We start from the raw sequence: 17,959 nt of genomic DNA, 5'->3' as shown, positions 1-17,959 counted from the left end.
GGTCCCGGGCCCCCGGCGGCCGCTCCCGCCCCGGGTTGCTGACAATCGCCAGGGATCCTCAATCACCATCGCGGCCCGTGCCGGCCGATCAATTGACAAAGCCGGTCCAACCCGACTGATGCTCGCCGATGGCCTTCCGTGCCGCACGGTCGAGACCAGAAAAAAATCCAAGAAAACACGGACGAGCCGGCCCCGCGGGGCAAACGGGCTTTCGCCGGGAGAGACGTTCATGCCGAGCCCCGTACCGACGGCGCACCCCGAAGGCGTCGCGATCACCACGACGGCCCACCTGCCGGGGGTCCAGACCGGGACACGCTTCTGGCCTCAGGGCTGGTGGCGCCTCGTCGACCTGCAGATCGGCATCATCCCGCTGCCGGTCTACCTGATCCTGGTGGCGCTGCTCTGGGTGCTGACCGCGGAGGGCGAGATCAAGGCCGACGCGCCGACGATGATCGCTGTCCTGGTGCTCGGCGGCTTCACCTGCGCGGAGATCGGCAAGCGCCTGCCGGTCCTGCGCCAGATCGGGGCGGGGGCGATCTTCGCCACCTTCATCCCCTCGGCGCTGGTCTACTACGCGCTGATCCCGGGCCCGATCATCAAGGCGATCACGGACTTCACCAAGTTCACCAACTTCCTCTACCTCTACATCGCGGCGATCATCGTCGGCAGCATCCTGGGCATGGACCGGGCTGTGCTGATCAAGGGCTTCCTCAAGATCTTCGTCCCCCTCGGCCTCGGCTCCCTGGCGGCGGGCTGCGTCGGCACCCTGGTGGGCACCCTGCTGGGGCTCGGGGCGCACCACACCTTCTTCTTCATCGTCGTGCCGATCATGGCCGGCGGCGTCGGCGAGGGCGCGATTCCGCTCTCCATCGGCTACGGCAACATCCTCGGGATCCCGCAGGGCGACGTCTTCGCCCAGGTGCTGCCGCCCGTGATGCTGGGCAGCCTCACGGCGATCATCCTGGCCGGCACCCTCAACTGGGTGGGCAGGCGCAAGCCGCACCTCACCGGCGAGGGCCGCCTGCAGCCCCACACCGAGAACGACATGGAGGCGGGCACGCCCGTGGAGACCGGCCCGATCGACGCCGCCACGGTGGCGGCGGCCGGCCTCACGGCGGTGACGCTTTACCTCCTCGGCGTGATGTGCCACCACCTCACCGGCCTGCCCGCCCCCGTGGCGATGCTGTTCCTGGCGGTGCTGGCCAAGCTCGCCAGCGCGGTCTCGCCCCGGCTCCAGGCCGGCGGCTTCATCGTCTACAAGTTCGTGCAGGTCGGCATGACCTACCCGCTGCTCTTCGCCATCGGCGTCTCGCTCACCCCCTGGGACAAGCTGGTGGCGGCCTTCACGCTGCCGAACCTGATCACCATCGTGGCCACCGTCGTCACCCTGATGGCGACGGGCTACGGCGTCGGGCGCCGGCTCGGCATGTACCCGATCGAGACCGCCATCGTGAACGCCTGCCACAGCGGCCAGGGCGGCACCGGCGACGTGGCGATCCTCACCGCCGCCAACCGGATGGCGCTGATGCCCTTCGCCCAGATCGCCACCCGCATCGGCGGCGCCCTCACGGTGACGGGGACCCTGGTGTTCCTGAAGTGGATCACGGCGGCGCCGGTCTAGGGGCGGCCCCCTCCCCCACCGCCGCGCAGGTGCAGGGCTCGCAGGCGAAGGGCGAGGGAGGCGCGTTCACGCCGCGCCAGCGGCCGTAGCGCCAGGGGGTGAACCAGGCGGCGTGCGCCGGCAGGACCTCCGGCACCAGGTCGATGCCGTGGGTGCCGAGGGGGCCGCAGCGGCAGATGCGGGCGAACCCGATCCAGCCGCCCGCCCAGAGCCCGTGCCGCTGGATCGCCCCGTCGGTGTAGTGGGAGCACGAGGGCCAGTGCCGGCACTGGCGGCCGACCAGGCTCGACAGGGTGAGCTGATAGGTGCGGATCGCCCCGTGGGCGATGCGGCGGAGCAGCATGCTAGGCGGCCGCCACCGCCCCGGCCTCGATCCGGTCGAGGGCGTCCACCACCGCGTCGAAGGTCAGGAGCGTCGAGGCGTGCCGGGCCTTGAAGTCGCGCACCGGCTCGAGGACGGCGAGATCCGCCCAGGCGCCCGTGGGCGCCGGGCCGCCCTCCTTGAGCATCCGCCGCATGGCGGCGCGGACCGCGCGCAGCTCCCCGGCGCTGGTGCCGACCACGTGGCGGGCCATCAGCGAGGACGAGGCCTGGCCGAGGGCGCAGGCCTTCACCTCGTGGGCGAAGTCGGTGACCGTGCCGTTCCGCACCGCGAGGTCCACCGTGACGGTGGAGCCGCAGAGCTTCGAATGCGCGGTGGCACTGGCGTCCGGGGCCGCCAGGCGTCCCAGGCGCGGGATGTCGGCGGCCAGTTCGAGGATGCGACGGTTGTAGATGTCGTCGAGCATGGAATTCCGATCCTCTGGCTGTTCCGCCGGGTTCACTTGCGGTCCCGCCGGGTCCATTTGCCGTTCCGCCGGGACGGCCGGGCGCACAGCCGGCTTCCGATCCCGGAGATCTGATCCGCGCAGCCTGCATTGCGCGACGGCGCGATAACGACGATATAGGCCCCCACGCACCGTTTCGCGAGGAGGCGGCTCGTCGACCCGGGTCGCGCCCACGGCCGGGGTTGCGCCACCGCAGACGGCACCGTCCGGGCATCGGCCGTCCTCACCCGACGGCCCCATGGTTCGACGATGTACGCAAAGCCTGACAGCCACCCGATGACGACCCGGATCGCCCGGGCGGAAGATGCCATGGATGCCGCGCTCAAGTCCCTCTCCTACCGCCTGACCGAGACGGAGGAATCCGGGATGGAACCGACCCGCCAGAACGGCGCCCTCAGCGCCATGCGCAACGACAACGCGCGGGGCGAAGCGCCCGCGCCCGCGCCCGAGATCGCTCCCCTGCCCGCCTCCGCCCAGCGGGTGCCCGAGGCCATCGCCACGGGCCGTCCGAGCCGCGAGGAGGCCGAGGCCGCCGTGCGTACCCTCCTGCGCTGGGCCGGCGACGACCCGAACCGCGAGGGCCTGCGCGACACCCCCGCCCGGGTGGTGAAGGCCTACGGCCAGATCTTCGGCGGCTACGGCCAGGACGCCGACGCGCTGCTCGAGCGGGTCTTCGAGGAGGTCGAGGGCTACTCGGACATCGTGCTGGTGCGCGACATCCCGTTCTACTCCCATTGCGAGCACCACATGGTGCCCTTCATGGGACTGGCGCACATCGCCTACTACCCGACCAAGGGCGTGGTCGGCCTGTCGAAGCTCGCCCGCGTGGTCGACACCTTCGCCCGCCGCCTGCAGACCCAGGAGACCATGACGGCCCAGATCGCCGACGTGATCGAGAGCATCCTCAAGCCCCGCGGCATCGCCGTGATGGTGGAGGCCGAGCACCTCTGCATGGCGATGCGCGGCGTCCAGAAGGCCGGCGTCTCCACCATCACCACCCAGTTCCGGGGCGCCTTCCGCAACGACGCCAACGAGCAGGTCCGCTTCCTCACCCTCGTGCGCAACAAGTCCTGAGCCGGCCCGCGATGACGTCTGTCTCCCGATGACCCGCGCCTTCCCGGAACCGGGCAGCCGGGCCGAGGTCGAGGAGGGGGCCGCCTTCACCCCCCGCTTCGACGCACACGGCCTCGTTTCCTGCATCGCCGTCGACGCCGCCGACGGGCAGGTGCTCATGCTCGCCCACATGAACGCCGAATCCCTGGCCCTCACCCTGAAGACCGGCGAGGCCTGGTACTGGTCCCGCTCCCGCGGCGCGCTCTGGCACAAGGGCGCCACCAGCGGTCAGGTCCAGCGCGTGGTCGAGATGCGGGTCGATTGCGACCAGGACGCGGTGCTGATCCGCGTCGCGGTCGGTGGCGACGGCGGCTGCTGCCACACCGGCCGGCGCGCCTGCTTCTACCGCCGCGTCGATCACGATCCGGCGACCGGCCAGGCGATTCTGCGGCCCGCCGATGCCTGATCCCGGCGCGCGGCGTGCCCGTCCGGAGCGGCGCCCGCCCCTTCGCGGTCGCCGCGTCCCGCGTTTCTTCGCCCCCTCTCCCGCATCCCGGTGTCGCTGATGTGGGACGGCCTGTCCCCGGTGCGTCCCGCCGCGGAGGTCCGCCAGGGCGCCTCCCCGCACGCGCGCTTCCCCGCCGGGGCCGTCGAGCCCGTGGCGGCGCCCCCCGCCCCCGGCCCCCGCATCGGCCTCGCCCTCGGTGGCGGCTCGGCCCGGGGCTGGTCGCAGATCGGGGTGATCGAAGTGCTGGAGGAGGCCGGACTCCACCCGGCCGTGGTGGCGGGCTGCTCCATCGGCGCGGTGGTGGGCGGCTGCTACGCGGCGGGCCAGCTCGGGCTGCTCAAGGCCTTCGCCCTGTCGCTGACCCGGCGCAGCGTGATGGGGCTCCTCGACCTGCGGCTCCGCTCCGGCCTGATCGCGGGCGACCGCCTGAAGCGGCGCCTGGAGCACGACCTCGCCGACCGCCGGATCGAGGGCCTGCCGATCCGCTTCGCCAGCGTCGCCACCGACCTCGACAGCGGCGAGGAGGTCTGGCTCACCCGGGGCAGCCTCGTGGAGGCCCTGCGCGCCTCCTACGCCCTGCCGGGCATCTTCCCGCCGGTGCGCTGCGGCGGCCGGCTCCTCCTCGACGGGACCCTGGTGAACCCGGTGCCGGTGACGATCGCCCGGGCCCTGGGGGCCGACCTCGTGATCTGCGTCAACCTCAACGGCGACCCGCGCCCCGGCGTGCGGGAGGCGGCGCCCGCGCGGGTCACGGCCGAGGCGGTGGCGCCCGGCCCCCGCCGGCCCCGGCGCTGGAGCCTGCGCCGGCCGGGCCTGCGCCGTGCCGCGTCCGATCGCGCGTCCGGGCCGGCCGACGGCCTCGCCACCCCCGGCATGGCGCGGGTGATGCTCGACGCCTTCAACATCACGCAGGACCGGATCTCGCGGGCGCGCCTGGCCGGCGACCCGCCCGACATCGCCATCGTGCCCCGCCTGGCCGGGATGGGCCTGTTCGAGTTCCACCGGGCGGCCGAGGGGATCGCCCTCGGCCGCGAGGCGGCGCGCGCCGCCCTGCCGCAGATTCGCGGCCTCGTGGCGGCCGCCGCCGCCCGGACCTGACTCAGGCCCGATCCTGCCTCACGCCCGCACCTGACTCAGGCCATGGTGATGTAGTCGCGCATGGCCCGGTGCTCGGCCTCGACGGCCTCGATCCGGCGCTTGACCACGTCGCCGATGGAGATGAGGCCGGCCAGCCGGTCGTCCTCGATCACGGGCACGTGGCGGAAGCGGCCCTCGGTCATGAGGTGCATGACCTCCTCGATGCTGCTGGCGCGGGTGCAGGTGGTGACCTCGGCGGTCATGTGCTCGGAGACCCGGGCGTCGAGGGCGTTGGCGCCCTTGGCGGCGAGCGCCCGCATGATGTCGCGCTCGGAGAGGATGCCGCGCACCGCCCCGTCCGCATCGCTGACGACGACGGCGCCGATGCGCTTCTCGGCCAGGAGGTGGATGGCCTCGTCGAGGGTGCGCTGGGGCTCCACCGTGACGACGGAGCGGCCCTTCTCGGCGAGGATGCGAGCAACGGTCATGGACGTGTCCTTTCCCTCAAGTCACCCCTGGGACGGGGCGGCCGGGCTTGGCCAGAACGGCAGGGTGCCCAGCTCGGTCTGCGGCGATTGTGTGGCGGGCGACCGCATATAGCAAGATCCCGCAGGATCCCGTCGCCGAGGACGCAGGATAATTCGCGGTCCGGGGCGGCGGCGTGAGCCCGTCGTCAGCGCCGGGCCCGGTCGAGGAGCGGCAGCAGGAAGAAGCCCGCGACGAAGCCGCCCAGATGGGCGTCCCAGGCCACCGAGGTCGCCTCGGCGCCCAGCGGCAGGGCGATGACGCCGAACAGGAAGTTCGTCACGAGCCAGATCACCAGGAACACCACCGCGGTGCGGTTGCGCATCAGCTCCGGGATGGTCTGGAGCGGGGGCGCGGCCGGGCGCTGCCAGGGGGGCGCGCCGGCATAGACGGGGGGCGGCTGGAACACGAAGCGGGCCGCGGCCGCCATCAGGGCCGAGACGCCGGCCGAGGCCCCGATCAGGGGGGCGGTGCTCAGGGGGTCGAGGAGGACGTGGAGGATGCCGCCCGCTACCGCGCCCACGAGGGCGATCAGGCCGTAGCGCCAGGCGCCGTAGCGGCGGGCCACCGGCGAGCCGAAGGCGGCGAGCCAGACGGTGTTGAAGATGACGTGCATCCACGAGCCGTGCAGCAGCGCGTAGGTGGCGAAGGTCCAGGGCATCGCGGCGGGGTCGGCCACCACGTAGCGGGCGAAGGCCTGCCGGGCTTCGACCACGTCGGGGTCGCCCGCCAGGGCCGTGGCGGCCCGCAGGAGCTCCTCCGCCCGGGCCGGATCGACGGCCACGCTCCAGCGCCCCGGGATCAGCGCGAGGTCGATCAGGGCGGCGATGTCCCAGGTGTCCGGCAGCACGAATTCGCGCAGGGCGTGGATGCCCACGAGCACGCCGATCGACGCGGTGACCACGCCCGGCATGTTGAAGATCGGAACGCGGTTCTGCGGCGGCAGGTCGGGGCTGGCATCCATGCGGCCACCATGTCGGGGCGGCAGGCGGGGCCGCAAGCCCCGCCATGCGGGAAACAAGCCCCGCCATGCGGGAAACAAGCCCCGCCATGCGGGAAACAAGCCCCGCCATGCGGGAAACAAGCTCCGCGATGCGGGAACGGGCCCCGCCGCGCGGGAAAATCCGCCGGCACGGGGCCCGTGCAAACTTGGCGGTGGACAACTCCGTCGACCCGTTAACCTTGATGAAGGGTTAAGGGGGCGCCGCGAGGGTGGTCGGCATAAGCTCTGCGCCGAGCCTGGCACAGACCTCGGGAGCGGCCCAGAACCGTCCCGAAAGCGCCCGATCCGAGAAGGTCCGTCGCCGGACCGTGCCATTGTGGGACTCCCATGAAGCATCCGACCAGCCGCCTGCTCCACGCCTACTGGGACCGGTTGCGGAATGGCCGCGCCGCGCCGGAACGCAGCGAGATCGAGCCCGGCGAGATCCGGAACCTGCTCGCCGACAGCCTGATCCTCGAGGTCGACATGGCACGCGGGGCGGCCTCGGTCCGCCTGGCCGGGACCCATGTCTGCGCCCTGTTCGGGCGCGAGCTGAAGGGACGGGACTTCGCCGGCCTCTGGGGACGGCCCGACGCCGATCCGTGGCTGCTGGTCGAGGCCGTGGCCGTCGACACCGTCGGGGCCGTGGCGGGCCTGCAGGGCCTGACGGAGCGCGACGAGACCATCGACCTCGAGCTCCTGCTGCTGCCCCTGCGCCACCACGGCGAGACGCAGACCCGCATCCTCGGGGCCCTCAGCCCGACCTGCGTGCCGCACTGGCTCGGCCTGCGTCCCCTGACGCAGATGCGCACGACCTCCCTGCGCATCCTCGGCCACGAGACCGCCCCGGCCTCCCGCGATGCCCGGGCGACCCTGCAGAACCTGCCCGAGCCCGCCAACGACAGCGCGCCGCTCCGCCGCGGCCACCTCCTGGTCCATCCCGGCGGTCGCGCCTGACGGGCAAACCTTTCGTAACCAGCGGGTGTTAGCCTGACGGGCAGTGAAGCCTCGAAACGAGTCGCCCTGTCCCCATGATCGAGGTCGCCACCCGTCCGCCCGCGAGGCTGCCCCGTGACGTCCGCATCTCGGACCTGCGCCGGCACCACCGCGTCAAGGTCTCGATGCTGGGGCGCTACATGCTGGCGGACCGGCGGGAATATCCGTGCCAGACCGTCGACATGTCGCCGGGGGGCGTGCGCCTGAACTGCGCCGTCCCGGGCGAGGTCGGCGAGCGGGTGGTGCTCTATCTCGAGCATGTCGGCCGGATCGAGGGCACCATCGCGCGCCTGATTCCCGGCGGCTTCGCCGTCCGCCTCAGCGCGACCCCGCGCAAGCGCGACAAGATCGCCTCGCAGCTGACCTGGCTCGCCAACCGCGAGAGCCTGGGCCTGCCGGAGGGCCGCACGCACGAGCGCCTGACGCCCCTGGTCACGGGCGTCGTCCTGCGCCTGGAGAGCGGGCGCGAGGTGCCGGCCCGGATCATCGACATCTCCATGTCGGGCGTGGCGCTGAGCACCACCAGCACTCCGGCCATCGGCATGAGCCTGATGGTCGGGCGCACCCCCGGCCGGGTGGTGCGCCACTTCGAGGGCGGCATCGGCGTGCACTTCATGCTGCCGATCTCCCCCGACCTGTTCCACGAGGGGCTGACGCTCTAGGGGCGCCCGGCCGCGCGGCCGCCTACGGGTCGGTGAGGGGCAGGCTGCGGTCGCCCGGGCTCCAGTGCAGGTCCGGCGTCGTCGCGAACAGGCGTCGGTGGGCCAGCACCGCGTAGGTGTCGGTCATGCCCGCGATGTAGTCGGCGACCCGGCGGGCGACGCGTCCCGGCTCCGCCCCGTCCAGCCCCGCCGACCATTCCGCCGGCATCGCCCCGGGCTCCGCCGTGAACCGGTCGAACAGGTCGGACACGATGGTGTTGGCCTTGGCCCGCACCGCGAGCACGCCGGGATGGCGGTACATCCGGGCGAACAGGAAGGCCTTGATCGCCGCATCCGCCTCCGCGATCGCCGCCGAGAAGGCGACGACCGGGGCCTGCGCCGCCCGGATGTCGGCCACGGTACGCGGGTTCAGGGCCGCGAGGCGCCGGGTGCTCTCGGTGATGACGTCCTCCACGAAGCGGGTGATGACGCGCCGCGCCAGCTCGTGGATCCTTCGCGAGGGCTCGAGGCTCGGGTACAGGCCCTCGATCTCGTCGAGCAGGCTCCGCAGGAACGGCACCGCGGCGAGGTCGGCGAGGTCGAACAGGCCGGCGCGCAGGCCGTCGTCGAGGTCGTGGCTGTCGTAGGCGATGTCGTCGGCCAGCGCCGCGGCCTGCGCCTCGGGCCCGGCGAAGCGGTCCAGTTCCAGGTCGTTGAGGGCGTTGTATTCGAGGATCGCGGCCGGGATGCCGCGGCCCGTCCAGCGCCGGGTGGGGCGCCCGTCCGGCTCCAGCAGCGGGCCGTTGTGCTTGACGAGGCCCTCCAAGGTCTCCCAGGCGAGGTTGAGGCCGTCGAAGCCGGCATAGCGCCGCTCCAGCCGGGTGACGATGCGCAGGGCCTGGGCGTTGTGGTCGAAACCGCCCTGGTCCGCCAGGCAGGCATCCAGGGTGTCCTCTCCCGTGTGCCCGAAGCAGGTGTGGCCGAGGTCGTGGCTCAGCGCCAGGGCCTCGGCGAGGTCCTCGTCGAGGCCCAGCGCCCGGGCGAGGGCCCGGGCGATCTGGCTCACCTCCAGGGTGTGGGTCAGCCGCGTCCGGTAATGGTCGCCCTCGTGATGGACGAAGACCTGGGTCTTGTGCTTGAGGCGCCGGAAGGCGGAGGAATGGATGATGCGGTCGCGGTCCCGCTGGAAGTCGCTGCGCGTGGGCGAGATCGCCTCCGGGATCAGGCGCCCGCGGGTGGCCGCCGGATCGGTGGCGTAGGGCGCCCGCCAGCGCTCGCCGCGCCGCCGCGCCGCGCCGGGGCCTGTCTCGTCCGCCTGCATCACGTCTCGCCGCCCCACATTCATCGACCGATCCTGGTCCGCCCGCCTCGGCCCGGTCCCCCGACGCGTTGCAGCATCAGGGTCCCAGGCATATCTTGTGTTCCCTAGCAGTTGTTCCAACGCCGCCACGGTCCACGATCGGCCGGGACGGCCGGCGGATCTCGAGAGCACCCCGCGAGAATACCCCGATGGCCGACATCACCCTGACGCCCCGCGCCGCCAAGCGCATCAACGAGATCATGGGCGCCGAGCCGCCCGGCGCCTCCCTGCGGATCAGCGTGAACGGCGGCGGCTGCTCGGGCTTCTCCTACGCCTTCGACATCGAGCGGGCGCGGGCCGCCGACGACGTCGCGATCGAGCGCGACGGCGCCACCGTCCTGGTCGACCCGATGTCGCTGGAATACATGAGCGGTTCGACCATCGATTTCGTGAACGACCTGATCGGGCAATCCTTCAAGATCGAGAACCCCCAGGCCACCGCCTCCTGTGGCTGCGGAACCTCGTTCTCGCTGTGAATGCGGCGCGGCCCCCGCGGGGGCCCGCCCCCGCGATTGCCTCCCGCGTGAAACTGCGGCACGGATGGGCCCTCTCCCCGACGCCTCCGGGCCTTTCCCCTGAAAGCGCCTCTTCGCCAGCGATCCGGATAAGCCCATGACCTGCTCGAAAGGCCGCCCCCTCCTCGCGTGGGCGACCGGTGCCTCGGCCTGCGTCCTCGTCCTCCTCGGCGCGGGGAGCGCCGTGCAGCCCGGCGCGGCGCGGGCTCAGGAGGCCGCCTCGGCGGTCCAGGACGTCACCCTGCAGGACGTCACCCTGACCTTCGGCGACACGGTGCTGAAAGCCCCGCGCCTCACCGCCAGCGGCACCCGCCTCTCGAAGGACGAACTCACCGCCCTGCTCAAGCCCGGCCCCGGCGAATCCTGGGCCGCCCGCCTCGTGCGCCTCGACGCCGCGAGCCTGGCGATGCCCGAATTGCGGGTGGAGCGCACCGGTACCGCCGGGGCGACGCCGGTGGTCACCTATCGCGACGTGGTGGCCCGCGACGTACGCGCCGGGCGCGCCGCCGAGCTCACCGCCGCCGGGGCCTCGATCCTCCTGGAGGGCGGCCCCCAGAAGGGCACCGGCACCTACGGCCGGATGCGGGCGACCGATCTCGACCTGACCGTCCTCGCCCGCCTCTACGGCGAGCCGGGCGACGGCAAGAGCGCCCTGCAGCGGATCTACGCCACCTTCGCGGTCGACGACGTCGCCTACGTGGATGCCCGGGGCACCGCCGTGAAGATCGCCCGGATCGAGGGGCGCGACCTCAGCGGCCGCCAGATCCCGGCGACCTGGACGGGGGCGCTCCAGGCCTTCACGGCCGTCGACTACGAGCGGCTCGCGCCGCCCGAGCGCGCGCGGCTGATGAGCCTCGGGGCCGACCTCGCCGAGGCGGTCTCCGTCGGCTCCCTGGAGGCCACCGGCCTCAGCATCCAGGAGGCCAAGCCCCGGGACGCCTTCAGCCTCGGCATCGCCCGCCTCGGGCTGACCGGCGCCGGCCTCCTCCTGGAGGACATCCGCTTCGCGGGCATCGACGGGGCCAAGGCGCGCCTCGCCCGGCTCTCCCTCGACGGCTTCTCCCTCGGCCCGACGATCGCGGCCCTGCGCAAGCTCGCCACCCTGACCACGCCGCCCTCGGACGGCGAGCTGCGCCTGCTGACGCCGGCCCTCGGCACCCTGGCCCTGAAGGATCTCAGCCTCGACCTGCCGCCCGAGGCGAAGGCGCCCCGCGACCCTGCCGACAGGGCTTTGACCGACCGGGCGCCGCCCGCCCCGACCCATGTGGGCCTGCGCGACGGCTCGATGAACTTCGCGCCCCCGCGGGACGGGGTGCCGACGGCCGGGCGCCTGAGCCTGTCGGGCCTCACCCTGCCGGCCTCCGCGGTGGCGGGGGTGCCGGGCCTCGGCTCCCTCGGCCTCTACGGCTACAGCGACCTCGACCTCGCCCTGGTGGCCGACACCTCCTGGGACGAGGCCGCCCGCGAGCTCAAGCTCGGCGAGGTCTCGGTCTCCGGCAAGGACATGGGCAGCCTGCGCCTCAACGGCATGATCGGCGGCATCGGCCCGGAGGTCTTCAACCCGGACATGGCGGTGTCGAGCTTCGCCATGCTGTCGGCCACCGCCAAGGCCCTCGACCTGACCATCGAGAACACCGGCCTGTTCGACCGCTTCATCGCCGCGCAGTCGAAGGTGCTCAGCCTGAAGCCCGAGGAGCTGAAGCAGGAATACGTCACCGCGAGCGTGTTCGGCGTGCCCGCGATCCTCGGCAACTCGGCGGGCGCCAAAGCGATCGGCGCCGCGATGGGCCAGTTCGTGACCAAGCCCGGCACCCTCTCGGTCAGCCTGCGGCCGAAGAACGCCGCCGGCATCGGCATGCTGGAGTTCAGCGCCGCCCCGACCCCGGCCGCCCTGTTCGACCGCCTCGAGGTCAACGCCAAGGCAAACTGAGGCAGACGACGGAGGGCCGAGCCGGCCGGACGGATCACGCCGCCCGGCGGGCCGGCGCGGCCGCCGCCACGCAGGCCCGCGCCAGGGCGTCGGTGGCGTCGAGCAGGACCGCGCTCGCCGGACCGGCCGGATCGGCCAGGGCGAGGGGGATCTCGGTGCAGGCCATCACCACCTGCCGGCACCCCTCCGCCACCAGCCCCGCGGCCGCGGCCTCCAGCAGGGGCCGGGCCTGCGCCCCCTGCCCCGCCTTGACGAGGCGGACCGCCCGCATCACCGCCGCCTGGTCCGCGGGCACGCGGCAGGTGAAGCCGTGGCGGCCGAGGTGCCGGGGATAGAGCCCGGACCGGAGGGTGCCGTCGGTGGCGAGCAGCCCCACCGGGCCGCCCGCGAGGCCCCGGCGGGCGAGCCCCGCCGCCACCGCATCGACGATGTGCAGGATCGGGACGGGGGTCAGCGCCTGGAGCGCGCCGTGCCAGTGATGGGCGGTGTTGCAGGGGATCGCGAGGCGGGTGGCGCCGGCGGCCTCGAGGCGGCGCAGGGCCAGGGTCATCGCCGGCAGCGGGTCGGGCCCCTCCCCCAGGATGGCCCGGGTCCGGTCGGGAATGTCGGCGGCCTGGGCCACCATCACGGCGAGATGGTCCTGGTCGCGGGCGGCCGGCGTCGCCTCCACGAGCTTCCGCAGGAAATCCACCGTCGCCATCGGCCCCATGCCGCCCAGGACGCCCAGCAATGGCACGTCCGGCCCTTCGCTCCCCGCCATCGTCCCGATCCCCGTCGCGCGTCCCGCGGACGGGATGCGCGAAGACCGGCGCGGGGGCCAATGCCGTGTCGGAACGGCCCATGCGGGTTCGGACTAACCCGCCCCAAACGTCACGCGGGTTCGGACGAACCTGCCCCGAGCGTCAGGCGGGTGCGGACGCCGCCGCCCAGATCGCCGCCACGGCGGCGCGTGCCCGGGGGCCGTGGGCCGGGGCGCCGTTGCGGTAGAGGCGGATCTCCAGGGGCACCGCCGGCCCGGCGGCGACGAGGCGGCCCTCGGCGAGTTCCCGGGTGACGAGGCTGCGCGGCACGAAGGCGAGGCCGTGTCCCTCGAGGGCCATGCATTTCAGGGCCTCGGCCATGGGGTTGGCGTGGACCACCGGCCCCGGCGGCAGGCCGAGCTCGGCCTGCGCGAGCGCGCTGACGCGGCCGAGGAAGGAATCCCGTCCGTAGTCGAGGCGCGGCACCGGCCGGCCCTCCGCCCCGGCGGCGAGGTCCGGGCTCCGCACCGGAACCAGCGCGTCGGCGCCGACGACCCGGTGGGGGTAGAGCGCCGGGTCGAGGGGGATCGGCACGCCCGGATGGTGGAAGGTCAGGAGGAAGTCCGCGCCGCCCTCCACCAGGGCCTGGAGGCAGTCGTGGAAGTCGTCCGGCAGGAGCCGCGTCGCCACCGGTCCGGTGCGCGCGGCGAGGGTCCGGAACCAGGCGGGAAAGAACGTCAGGGCCAGGGTGTGCAGCCCGGCGATCCGCACCAGGGGCTCGGGGGAGTCGAGGCCGGCGCGCAGGTCCGCCCGGGCGCCGAGGAGCACCCGCACGCTCTCCTCGGCGGTGTCGCGGAAGCGGCGGCCCTCCGGGGTCAGGGTGGTGGGGTAGGTGCTGCGGTCGACCAGGGCCACCCCGAGCCAGAGTTCGAGGGCCCGGATGCGTCGGCTGAAGGCCGACTGGGTGACGTGGCGGGCTTCCGCCGAGCGGGAGAAGCTGCGGGTCTGGGCGAGGCTGAGGAAATCCTCCAGCCACTTCAGCTCCACGACGGCCGCCCGACCGGGCCTCCGCCGCGGCGCGTCGCGCCCGAAAGACTCGCGCCGGACGGACTCACGCCAGGTCGCGCACCACCACCCGGCCGCGCTCGGCCGAGAGGGCGAGGCGGCCGCTCTTCAGGGCCAGGGCCTTCTCGCCGAACAGCGTCCGGCGCCAGCCGTGCAGCACGGCCACGTCGGCCGCGTCGTCCTCCGCGATGGCCTCGAGGTCGTCCACCGTGGCGATGATCTTCGGGGCGACGCCCTCGGTCTCGCATACGGCCTTCAGCAGGACCTTGAGCAGCTCGACCAGCGCCCCGTTGCCGCCCCGACTGCGGGTGCGCTCGGGCGGGGCGATGTCCGAGAGGTCGCGTGCGAAGCCCCGCTCCACCGCCGCCAGGATGTCGGTGCCGGTGCGCGAGCGCTCGAAGCCGGCGGGAATCGAGCGCAGGCGCCCCAGCGCCTCGACGCTGCGGGGCGCCGAGGTCGCCACGTCGATCACCGCCTCGTCCTTGAGGATGCGCCCGCGCGGCACGTTGCGGCTCTGGGCCTCGCGCTCGCGCCAGGCGGCGACCTCCATCAGCACGGCGATCTCGCGGGGCTTGCGCATCCGCCCCGACAGGCGGCGCCAGGCGGAGGCCGGATCGGCCCGGTAGGTCTCCGGCGAGGTGAGCACGCTCATCTCCTCGTCGAGCCACTCGCCGCGATCGGTGGAGAGGAGCTGGCCCGCCAGCACCTCGTAGACCTTCACGAGGTGCGTCACGTCGGAGAGGGCGTAGCTGAGCTGGGCGTCCGAGAGCGGCCGGCGCGACCAGTCGGTGAAGCGCGAGGACTTGTCGATCTTGGCCTTGGCCACGTCGTTGACCAGCTGCTCGTAGGAGACCGAGTCGCCGTAGCCGCAGACCATGGCGGCGACCTGGGTGTCGAAGAACGGCTGCGGCAGCAGGCCCCCGAGGAGCCAGATGATCTCCAGGTCCTGGCGGGCGGAGTGGAACACCTTCACCACGCCCTCGTCGGCCATCAGGGCGAAGAACGGCGCCAGGTCGATGTCGGGGGAGAGGGGGTCGACGAGCACGCCCGTGCCGTCGGGCGCCGCCATCTGGATGAGGCAGAGCTTCGGATAGTAGGTCGTCTCGCGCATGAACTCCGTGTCGACGGTCACGAAGGGATGGGCGGACAGGCGGGTGCAGGCCTCGGCCAGGGCCGCAGTGGTGGCGATCAGATCCATGAATCGGCTATACCGAAGGTTCTCGCCCCAGGCGAGGGACGCCGGACCCGGTCACCAGAATTCGAAGCCGCGAATACCCCTAGGCGGCGACCTCGCGCGGCCCGGCGCGCGTCTTCACCGGGCGGCGCCGGGTCGCCAGCGCCCGGATCTGGGCCGCGCGCTCCCGGCGCTGTGCCTCGGCCCGGGCCAGGAGCCAGTCGAGAATGCCGGCCTCGAGCCGCGTGGTGCTCGCCGGATCGACGAGCCGGCGGATGCGGTCGGCGCGAAATCCCCGGTAGCCGCCCCGCCCCCGGTCGATGCCGCCCAAGAGCGTCCGGCCCGGCCCGAGCTTCAGCTCGCGCGCCTCGACCCGCCGGGTGCTCCAAGCCCCGCGCGAATCCTCGTAGACGATCTCGAAGGTGCCCTCGAGGGGCAGGACGCGCCACCGGCCCTCCTGCCGCTCGCCCGTCGCGGATGCGGCGGTCGCGGCCTCGTGAGTCGCTCCCGCCTGACGCAGAATGTCGAAAAAAGCGTTTGAATTCATAGGCCTGATATGGGAATCACCGGGCGATTCCGGAAGGGTTCCGGGCCTGGATCCGCCGGGTTTCGGCGGTCTTCGGGCCTCACCCGCGCATCGCCGTCGCCTTGACTTCACCTCCCCCGCGTGAATGGTGCGCCGCTCAATCCCCAAAGCCCGTGATCCGTCAGCCCGTTATGCAGCAGCCCGTCATGCACCGTTACCGGACCCATACCTGCGGGGCGCTCCGGCCGTCCGACGTCGGCGAGAGCGTCCGCCTCTCCGGCTGGTGCCACCGCATCCGCGACCATGGCGGCGTGCTGTTCATCGACCTGCGCGACCATTACGGCCTGACCCAGTGCGTGGTGGATTCGGATTCGAAGGCCTTCCAGGCCGCCAACGCGGCGCGCTCGGAATGGGTCATCCGCATCGACGGCCGGGTCCGCACCCGCCCCGCCGGCACCGAGAACCCGGACCTGCCCACCGGCACCCTGGAGGTCTACATCGACGACCTCGAGGTGCTCGGCCCCGCGGGCGAATTGCCGATGCCGGTCTTCGGCGACCTCGACTACCCGGAGGAGACGCGGCTCAAGTACCGCTTCCTCGACCTGCGGCGCGAGAAGCTGCACGCCAACATCATGAAGCGCGGGGCGATCATCGACAGCCTGCGCCGACGCATGCGGGACGGCGGCTTCTTCGAGTTCCAGACGCCGATCCTCACCGCCTCCTCGCCGGAGGGTGCGCGCGACTACCTCGTCCCGTCCCGCGTCCACCCGGGCAAGTTCTACGCGCTGCCGCAGGCCCCGCAGCAGTTCAAGCAGCTGACGATGATCGCGGGCTTCGACCGCTACTTCCAGATCGCGCCCTGCTTCCGCGACGAGGATGCCCGCGCCGACCGCTCGCCGGGCGAGTTCTACCAGCTCGACATCGAGATGAGCTTCGTCACGCAGGAGGACGTGTTCCAGGCGGTGGAGCCGGTGCTGCGCTCGGTCTTCGAGGAATTCGCCGAGGGCAAGCGCGTCACCGGTACCTTCCCGCGCATCCCCTATGCCGAGGCGATGCTGAAATACGGCGTCGACAAGCCGGACCTGCGCAACCCGCTGATCATCGCCGACGTGACGGCCGCGTTCGCCCGCGAGGACGTCGCCTTCAAGGCCTTCAAGGGCGTGATCGCCTCCGGCGGCGTGGTCCGGGCCATCCCGGCCACGGGGGCGGCGACCCAGCCGCGCTCGTTCTTCGACAAGCTCAACGACTTCGCCCGCGCCGAGGGCGCGCCGGGCCTCGGCTACATCATCTTCGAGGACGACAACGGCACGCTCACCGGCAAGGGCCCGATCGCCAAGTTCATCCCCGCCGAAGTCCAGGCCCTGATCGCGGAGAAGACCGGGACCAAGGCCGGGGACGCGGTGTTCTTCTCGGCCGGCACCGAGGCCAAGGCGGCGGCGCTCGCCGGCAAGGCCCGCATCCGCATCGGCGACGAGCTCGGCCTGTCCGACAAGGACCAGTACGCGTTCTGCTGGATCACCGACTTCCCGATGTACGAGTGGAACGAGGACGAGAAGCGGATCGACTTCTCGCACAACCCGTTCTCGATGCCGAACTTCGACCGGGAGGCGTTCCTGGCCCTCGACCCGGCGGATGCCGAGACGATCCTGAACATCAAGGCGTTCCAGTACGACATCGTCTGCAACGGCACCGAGCTGTCCTCGGGCGCGATCCGCAACCATCGCCCCGACGTGATGGAGAAGGCCTTCGGCATCGCCGGCTACGGCGTCGAGGTGCTGGAGGAGAAGTTCGGCGGCATGCTCAACGCCCTGAAGCTCGGCGCCCCCCCGCACGGCGGCATCGCGCCGGGCATCGACCGCATCGTCATGCTGCTCTGCGGCGAGCAGAACCTGCGCGAGGTCGTGCTGTTCCCCATGAACCAGCGCGCCGAGGACCTGATGATGGGCGCCCCGGCCGAGGCCACGCCGAAGCAGCTGCGCGAGCTCCACATCCGCCTCAACCTGCCCGAGAAGGGCGCCTGAGGCGGCCGTCCTCGGGCCGTCCCCGCAGGGGGAGCGGCCCGAGACCGTGGGCTCACGGGACGTCGCGCGCATGACCGTCCTCCGGCCCGCCGAGGCCCTGGCCCGCGCCGTCGCGATCCTCGCGGCGCAGGGCTTCGCGGTGGTGGCGCGCAACACCCGGGGCGACAGCGTCTATCTCAAGCCCGCGGCCTGTGCCTTCGCCCTGCGGGTCTCGAACCACGCTCGCACACCGAAGCAGCGCAAGAACCACCCCGACGCCATCACCAGCCTCGTCCTGCGCGACCCGACCTCCGAGGCGGCTCTGGCGGAGGCGGTCGCCGTGGCGGTGCGGAATTTCAACGGCGAGCGGGCGAAGCGGGAGCGGGCGGGTCCGGCCTGATCGGGACGCCCGAGGCGCG

The 17,959-nt window shown here is 72.7% G+C and carries 19 protein-coding genes; 10 read left to right on the top strand and 9 right to left on the bottom strand.

The window, feature by feature from the left end; genetic code table 11:
- The first annotated feature begins 229 nt into the window (after nucleotides 1-229).
- Nucleotides 230-1,621: a 2-hydroxycarboxylate transporter family protein gene (locus ASF41_RS07215; protein WP_082504147.1), complete on the top strand. Its 1,392-nt coding sequence runs from the start codon at nucleotides 230-232 to the stop codon at nucleotides 1,619-1,621.
- On the opposite strand, the gene yidD is transcribed toward ASF41_RS07215, so the two are convergent.
- Nucleotides 1,602-1,961, bottom strand: coding sequence for a membrane protein insertion efficiency factor YidD (yidD, locus tag ASF41_RS07210; protein WP_056492017.1), 360 nt, complete (start codon nucleotides 1,959-1,961; stop codon nucleotides 1,602-1,604). The two genes, ASF41_RS07215 and yidD, sit on opposite strands and share 20 nt — an antisense overlap.
- 4 nt (nucleotides 1,962-1,965) lie before the next feature.
- Nucleotides 1,966-2,409, bottom strand: coding sequence for an iron-sulfur cluster assembly scaffold protein (locus tag ASF41_RS07205; protein WP_056491965.1), 444 nt, complete (start codon nucleotides 2,407-2,409; stop codon nucleotides 1,966-1,968).
- Nucleotides 2,410-2,697: 288 nt separating this feature from the next.
- Here ASF41_RS07205 and folE point away from each other — a divergent pair, with 288 nt between their 5' ends.
- The 3 genes from folE (at nucleotide 2,698) to ASF41_RS07190 (ending at nucleotide 5,107) form a co-directional block, all read left to right on the top strand.
- The gene (gene folE, locus ASF41_RS07200) at nucleotides 2,698-3,522 is read left to right on the top strand and encodes a GTP cyclohydrolase I FolE (RefSeq protein ID WP_056214206.1); all 825 of its coding nucleotides are present in this window, start codon (nucleotides 2,698-2,700) and stop codon (nucleotides 3,520-3,522) included.
- Nucleotides 3,523-3,550: 28 nt separating this feature from the next.
- Nucleotides 3,551-3,967, top strand: coding sequence for a phosphoribosyl-AMP cyclohydrolase (gene hisI / locus ASF41_RS07195; RefSeq protein WP_056214203.1), 417 nt, complete (start codon nucleotides 3,551-3,553; stop codon nucleotides 3,965-3,967).
- Nucleotides 3,968-4,063: 96 nt separating this feature from the next.
- Nucleotides 4,064-5,107 carry a patatin-like phospholipase family protein gene (locus ASF41_RS07190; RefSeq protein ID WP_407067263.1) on the top strand — a complete coding sequence of 348 codons (1,044 nt, stop codon included), beginning with the start codon at nucleotides 4,064-4,066 and terminating at the stop codon, nucleotides 5,105-5,107.
- 35 nt (nucleotides 5,108-5,142) lie between these two features.
- Here the strand turns inward: ASF41_RS07190 and ASF41_RS07185 are convergent, their stop codons facing one another.
- Nucleotides 5,143-5,574 (bottom strand): CBS domain-containing protein, encoded by a 432-nt coding sequence (locus ASF41_RS07185; protein ID WP_056214200.1) that lies wholly within the window; start codon nucleotides 5,572-5,574, stop codon nucleotides 5,143-5,145.
- Nucleotides 5,575-5,759: 185 nt separating this feature from the next.
- A complete protein-coding gene (locus tag ASF41_RS07180) occupies nucleotides 5,760-6,575 on the bottom strand; it encodes a rhomboid family intramembrane serine protease (protein WP_056491962.1) in 816 nt (271 codons plus the stop codon).
- 366 nt (nucleotides 6,576-6,941) lie between these two features.
- Here ASF41_RS07180 and ASF41_RS07175 point away from each other — a divergent pair, with 366 nt between their 5' ends.
- Nucleotides 6,942-7,550: a PAS domain-containing protein gene (locus ASF41_RS07175; protein WP_056491959.1), complete on the top strand. Its 609-nt coding sequence runs from the start codon at nucleotides 6,942-6,944 to the stop codon at nucleotides 7,548-7,550.
- A gap of 74 nt (nucleotides 7,551-7,624) precedes the next feature.
- Nucleotides 7,625-8,251 (top strand): PilZ domain-containing protein, encoded by a 627-nt coding sequence (locus ASF41_RS07170; RefSeq protein ID WP_056214190.1) that lies wholly within the window; start codon nucleotides 7,625-7,627, stop codon nucleotides 8,249-8,251.
- Nucleotides 8,252-8,273: 22 nt separating this feature from the next.
- Here the strand turns inward: ASF41_RS07170 and ASF41_RS07165 are convergent, their stop codons facing one another.
- Nucleotides 8,274-9,575, bottom strand: a complete 1,302-nt coding sequence (locus ASF41_RS07165; protein ID WP_407067262.1) for a deoxyguanosinetriphosphate triphosphohydrolase — start codon at nucleotides 9,573-9,575, stop codon at nucleotides 8,274-8,276.
- Between the two features lie 164 nt (nucleotides 9,576-9,739).
- On the opposite strand from ASF41_RS07165, the gene erpA reads away from it, so the two are divergent.
- Nucleotides 9,740-10,066, top strand: coding sequence for an iron-sulfur cluster insertion protein ErpA (gene erpA, locus ASF41_RS07160; protein ID WP_056349834.1), 327 nt, complete (start codon nucleotides 9,740-9,742; stop codon nucleotides 10,064-10,066).
- 136 nt (nucleotides 10,067-10,202) lie between these two features.
- On the top strand, nucleotides 10,203-12,035 hold the full coding sequence (locus ASF41_RS07155; protein WP_056491956.1) for a hypothetical protein: 1,833 nt from the start codon (nucleotides 10,203-10,205) through the stop codon (nucleotides 12,033-12,035).
- A gap of 34 nt (nucleotides 12,036-12,069) precedes the next feature.
- On the opposite strand, the gene ASF41_RS07150 is transcribed toward ASF41_RS07155, so the two are convergent.
- The 4 genes from ASF41_RS07150 to ASF41_RS07135 form a co-directional block, all read right to left on the bottom strand.
- The gene (locus ASF41_RS07150) at nucleotides 12,070-12,795 is read right to left on the bottom strand and encodes an amino acid racemase (protein WP_348271625.1); all 726 of its coding nucleotides are present in this window, start codon (nucleotides 12,793-12,795) and stop codon (nucleotides 12,070-12,072) included.
- Nucleotides 12,796-12,937: 142 nt separating this feature from the next.
- Entirely contained in the window at nucleotides 12,938-13,822 is an 885-nt protein-coding gene (locus ASF41_RS07145) for a LysR family transcriptional regulator (RefSeq protein ID WP_056491953.1), read from the bottom strand.
- A gap of 64 nt (nucleotides 13,823-13,886) precedes the next feature.
- Nucleotides 13,887-15,038, bottom strand: a complete 1,152-nt coding sequence (gene rnd / locus ASF41_RS07140; RefSeq protein WP_056491950.1) for a ribonuclease D — start codon at nucleotides 15,036-15,038, stop codon at nucleotides 13,887-13,889.
- Between the two features lie 79 nt (nucleotides 15,039-15,117).
- The gene (locus ASF41_RS07135) at nucleotides 15,118-15,561 is read right to left on the bottom strand and encodes a hypothetical protein (protein WP_056379722.1); all 444 of its coding nucleotides are present in this window, start codon (nucleotides 15,559-15,561) and stop codon (nucleotides 15,118-15,120) included.
- A gap of 185 nt (nucleotides 15,562-15,746) precedes the next feature.
- Here ASF41_RS07135 and aspS point away from each other — a divergent pair, with 185 nt between their 5' ends.
- Nucleotides 15,747-17,561, top strand: coding sequence for an aspartate--tRNA ligase (gene aspS, locus ASF41_RS07130; protein ID WP_056277867.1), 1,815 nt, complete (start codon nucleotides 15,747-15,749; stop codon nucleotides 17,559-17,561).
- A 70-nt stretch (nucleotides 17,562-17,631) separates the two neighbouring features.
- Nucleotides 17,632-17,940 carry a hypothetical protein gene (locus tag ASF41_RS07125; RefSeq protein ID WP_056214162.1) on the top strand — a complete coding sequence of 103 codons (309 nt, stop codon included), beginning with the start codon at nucleotides 17,632-17,634 and terminating at the stop codon, nucleotides 17,938-17,940.
- Nucleotides 17,941-17,959: the final 19 nt, after the last annotated feature.

The sequence above is a fragment of the Methylobacterium sp. Leaf111 genome (assembly GCF_001423285.1).
GTDB lineage: Bacteria > Pseudomonadota > Alphaproteobacteria > Rhizobiales > Beijerinckiaceae > Methylobacterium.
Note: the sequence above shows the minus strand (reverse complement) of the source record. Positions and strands in the feature narration are given on the sequence as shown.

Excerpts from the sequence above, each read along its gene's own strand:
- ASF41_RS07215 (WP_082504147.1), top strand. The coding sequence starts at position 230 with ATGCCGAGCCCCGTACCGACGGCGCACCCCGAAGGCGTCGCGATCACC.
- ASF41_RS07205 (WP_056491965.1), bottom strand. The coding sequence starts at position 2,409 with ATGCTCGACGACATCTACAACCGTCGCATCCTCGAACTGGCCGCCGAC.
- folE (WP_056214206.1), top strand. The coding sequence starts at position 2,698 with ATGTACGCAAAGCCTGACAGCCACCCGATGACGACCCGGATCGCCCGG.
- hisI (WP_056214203.1), top strand. The coding sequence starts at position 3,551 with ATGACCCGCGCCTTCCCGGAACCGGGCAGCCGGGCCGAGGTCGAGGAG.
- ASF41_RS07185 (WP_056214200.1), bottom strand. The coding sequence starts at position 5,574 with ATGACCGTTGCTCGCATCCTCGCCGAGAAGGGCCGCTCCGTCGTCACG.
- ASF41_RS07180 (WP_056491962.1), bottom strand. The coding sequence starts at position 6,575 with ATGGATGCCAGCCCCGACCTGCCGCCGCAGAACCGCGTTCCGATCTTC.
- ASF41_RS07175 (WP_056491959.1), top strand. The coding sequence starts at position 6,942 with ATGAAGCATCCGACCAGCCGCCTGCTCCACGCCTACTGGGACCGGTTG.
- ASF41_RS07170 (WP_056214190.1), top strand. The coding sequence starts at position 7,625 with ATGATCGAGGTCGCCACCCGTCCGCCCGCGAGGCTGCCCCGTGACGTC.
- ASF41_RS07165 (WP_407067262.1), bottom strand. The coding sequence starts at position 9,575 with ATGAATGTGGGGCGGCGAGACGTGATGCAGGCGGACGAGACAGGCCCC.
- erpA (WP_056349834.1), top strand. The coding sequence starts at position 9,740 with ATGGCCGACATCACCCTGACGCCCCGCGCCGCCAAGCGCATCAACGAG.
- ASF41_RS07155 (WP_056491956.1), top strand. The coding sequence starts at position 10,203 with ATGACCTGCTCGAAAGGCCGCCCCCTCCTCGCGTGGGCGACCGGTGCC.
- ASF41_RS07150 (WP_348271625.1), bottom strand. The coding sequence starts at position 12,795 with ATGGCGGGGAGCGAAGGGCCGGACGTGCCATTGCTGGGCGTCCTGGGC.
- rnd (WP_056491950.1), bottom strand. The coding sequence starts at position 15,038 with ATGGATCTGATCGCCACCACTGCGGCCCTGGCCGAGGCCTGCACCCGC.
- ASF41_RS07135 (WP_056379722.1), bottom strand. The coding sequence starts at position 15,561 with ATGAATTCAAACGCTTTTTTCGACATTCTGCGTCAGGCGGGAGCGACT.
- aspS (WP_056277867.1), top strand. The coding sequence starts at position 15,747 with ATGCACCGTTACCGGACCCATACCTGCGGGGCGCTCCGGCCGTCCGAC.
- ASF41_RS07125 (WP_056214162.1), top strand. The coding sequence starts at position 17,632 with ATGACCGTCCTCCGGCCCGCCGAGGCCCTGGCCCGCGCCGTCGCGATC.